Origin of the sequence: Streptomyces sp. TRM68367 (assembly GCF_014495685.1) — a bacterium.
Classification (GTDB): Bacteria; Actinomycetota; Actinomycetes; order Streptomycetales; family Streptomycetaceae; genus Streptomyces.
The window spans coordinates 130,474-133,702 of sequence record NZ_JACTVI010000013.1; the positions used below are offsets into that span (position 1 = coordinate 130,474).

The 3,229-nt window shown below is 71.4% G+C and carries 3 protein-coding genes and 1 pseudogene; all 4 read left to right on the forward strand.

Going from position 1 to position 3,229, the window contains the following annotated elements:
- The first annotated feature begins 163 nt into the window (after nucleotides 1–163).
- Entirely contained in the window at nucleotides 164–616 is a 453-nt protein-coding gene (locus tag H8R17_RS12370) for a hypothetical protein (RefSeq protein WP_187823205.1), read from the forward strand.
- 170 nt (nucleotides 617–786) lie between these two features.
- On the forward strand, nucleotides 787–2,229 hold the full coding sequence (locus tag H8R17_RS12375) for a GuaB1 family IMP dehydrogenase-related protein (RefSeq protein ID WP_187823206.1): 1,443 nt from the start codon (nucleotides 787–789) through the stop codon (nucleotides 2,227–2,229).
- 288 nt (nucleotides 2,230–2,517) lie between these two features.
- Nucleotides 2,518–2,670, forward strand: a complete 153-nt coding sequence (locus H8R17_RS45660) for a hypothetical protein (RefSeq protein WP_223124927.1) — start codon at nucleotides 2,518–2,520, stop codon at nucleotides 2,668–2,670.
- 32 nt (nucleotides 2,671–2,702) lie between these two features.
- Nucleotides 2,703–3,137 (forward strand): annotated as a pseudogene (locus H8R17_RS12380) (amino acid permease); the annotation flags it as partial.
- Nucleotides 3,138–3,229: the final 92 nt, after the last annotated feature.

Below are 3,229 nucleotides of genomic sequence, written 5' to 3' on the forward strand. Positions count from 1 at the left end.
ACAAGTGTCTCTCCAGCCTATTGGTCCCGTGCCTGCCGTGTACGGCGTTTCCGCAGATCGGCACACCTTTCGTCGGGCCGGTCCGGTGTGGCGAGGCGATGGTACCCACCGTCCCCGGAGGCCTCGCGACCGCCGCATGACCGTGACATGCAGAATGCGTCCCATGATTGACTGGCTCGTCGCGCTGTGCGCGGCGCTCATCGGTGCCGGCGCCGCGCTGGCCGGCAGTGTGATCTCCGCCAGATCCACCCGCGCCGCCGGCGAACGGCAGGCGGACGCCGCGCTGCACACCCTCCGCCTGTCCCTCGCGGAACAGCGCACCGTCCGCATCCTCGACCAGCGCCGCCAGACCTACGCCCGCTTCCTGGAGGCCGCCGACACCGTCGCCGTCACGCGCAGGACGGGAGAGGGCCAGCCGACCGATCTCCCCGACCTGCAACGCGCCTACAGCACCGTTCTTCTGGAGGGCCCGGAGCAGCCCGCCGGCGCTGCGAGTGCGCTGCTGGACTCCCTCCGCGGGCAGGCGTCGCTCGACGACATCGACGCGCGCAGGAACGAGTTCATCGAGTCGGCGCGGTCCGCGCTGTCGGATGCCGCGGGCCGGGCGGACCAGTAGCGGCGGGCGTCGGTTTCCGGCACCTGGAGGATCCTCCGAAGCGGCCCCTGACCAGCTTGGATGATGTGACCGGGCGGTGTATTCCAGCCGTCATGGGACACTGAAGTACGTGCTCTTCCCCCTGGCTGACCTGTCGGGGGCCACCTCTGATCGACTGGGATGTGCAGCACGTGCGTTTCCTCAATGACATCCGGCCCGCCTACGACCTGACGTACGACGACGTGTTCATGGTTCCGAGCCGCAGCGCCGTCGGCTCGCGTCAGGACGTGGACCTCAGCTCCCCGGACGGCACGGGCACCACCATCCCGATCGTCGTCGCCAACATGACCGCCATCGCCGGGCGGCGGATGGCCGAGACGGTGGCCCGCCGGGGCGGGCTCGTGGTGATCCCGCAGGACATTCCGATCGAGGTCGTCACGGACGTCGTCTCCTGGGTGAAGAGCCGGCACCTCGTCCTCGACACCCCGATCGTGCTGGCCCCGCACCAGACCGTCGCCGACGCCCTCGCCCTGCTGCCGAAGCGGGCGCACAACGCCGGTGTCGTCGTGGACGAGGACAAGCGGCCGATCGGCGTGGTCACCGACTCCGACCTGTCCGGCGTGGACCGCTTCACGCAGCTCGCCGAGGTCATGTCCCGCGACCTGCTGCTCATCGACGCGGACATGGACCCGCGCGAGGCCTTCAACACCCTCGACTCGCACAACCGGCGCTACGCCCCCGCCGTCGACGCGGGCGGCCGCCTCGCCGGCATCCTCACCCGCAAGGGCGCCCTGCGCGCCACGCTGTACACGCCGGCCACCGACGCACAGGGGCGGCTGCGCATCGCCGCCGCCGTCGGGATCAACGGCGATATCGCGGGCAAGGCCAAGCAACTGCTCGACGCGGGCGTGGACACGCTCGTCATCGACACCGCGCACGGCCACCAGGAGTCGATGGTCACCGCGCTCAAGGTGGTCCGGGCCCTCGACCCGCAGGTCCCGATCGTCGCGGGCAACGTCGTCGCCGCCGCGGGCGTGCGGGATCTGATCGAGGCGGGCGCGGACATTGTCAAGGTCGGCGTCGGGCCGGGCGCCATGTGCACGACCCGGATGATGACCGGCGTCGGGCGGCCGCAGTTCTCCGCGGTCCTGGAGTGCGCCGCCGAGGCGCGCCAGTACGGCAAGCACGTGTGGGCCGACGGCGGCGTCCGGCACCCGCGCGACGTGGCCATGGCGCTCGCGGCCGGTGCGTCCAACGTGATGATCGGCTCGTGGTTCGCGGGCACGTACGAGTCGCCGGGCGACCTCCAGCACGACGCCCAGGGACGCGCGTACAAGGAGTCCTTCGGCATGGCGTCCGCGCGTGCCGTGCGCAACCGTACGTCCGAGGAGTCGGCGTACGACCGGGCCCGCAAGGGGCTGTTCGAGGAGGGCATCTCCACCTCCCGGATGTTCCTCGACCCGGTCCGCCCGGGCGTGGAGGACCTGATCGACTCGATCATCGCGGGCGTCCGCTCCTCCTGCACCTACTCCGGCGCCGGCTCCCTGGAGGAGTTCGCCGAGAAGGCCATCGTCGGCGTCCAGAGCGCCGCCGGCTACGCCGAGGGCAAGCCGCTGCACGCCAGCTGGAGCTGACCGCAGGGCCGTACGAAAGGGACGGCCGGGGCCCCTTCGCAACAGCAGAGCGGGCCAGGCCGTACGCAACAGTCGAGAGCCCCCGCGCAGCGAACAAACGGGCCGGCCCGAGGAACGCAACGATCTTGCGGTAGCGCGCAAGGCTGCTGTATTAGGCCCGTGAAGCCGCGCCCCCTAGGGTGCTGCGCTGTACATGGCGTGGCGGGGACCCCGCTCGGTGGGTCCCCGCTGGCGCGGGGCGCTGCCGGTCCCCGCCGCTCCGGCCGGCAGCGATGAAGGAGTCACCACGTGCTCGACCAGGGCGCACCCCCGCACAGCAGCAGAAAGACCGCCTCACCGTCCCCGGGCGCCGGCGCGCGCCTCATGCGCCGCAAGCCGGTGGAACTCCTGGTCGCGGAGGGCGGCGAGGGTGAGCGAGGCAGTCTGCGCCGCGGACCGTAGGCGTCACCATCCCGGCCGCGCTGTCCGCCCCGCCCGTCGCCGTCGGCGCGAAGCCCTGGGAGAACTTCACCGGCTCCGAAGCCGCCCTCGCCCAGATCATGCGCGAGGTAACCGGCCAGACCTTCTGGGGCACCCTGCTGGCGTTCTGCGCGGTCATCGCCATCGCGAGCGTCGTCCTGACGGTGCTCTACGGCCAGACCCGCATCCTGTTCGCCATGTCCCGGGACGGGCACGTGCCCACGGTGTTCGCCAAGGTCAACCCGAGGACCGGCACGCCCCGCGCCAACACCCTGATCGTCTCCCTGTTCTGCGGGGTCCTGGCCGCCGCGATCCCGCTCGGCCAGCTCGCCGACGCCACCAGCATCGGCACGCTGTTCGCCGTCGCACTGGTCAACGTGGCCGTCGTCGTGCTGCGCCGGACGCGCCCGGACATGCCCCGGACCTTCCGCGTCCCGCTGCCGCCGGTCCGGGGCTAGTCCCAATGCCGTGTAGTTAGGGCTTGCCGGGAAACAAGCCGTGGCTTCGGGCCTTGGTCCTCGTTGTTGTGGTATGGGGAGAC

Bases quoted from the DNA above. Each gene is read 5' to 3' on its own strand.
- H8R17_RS12370 (WP_187823205.1), top strand. From the start codon at position 164: ATGATTGACTGGCTCGTCGCGCTGTGCGCGGCGCTCATCGGTGCCGGC.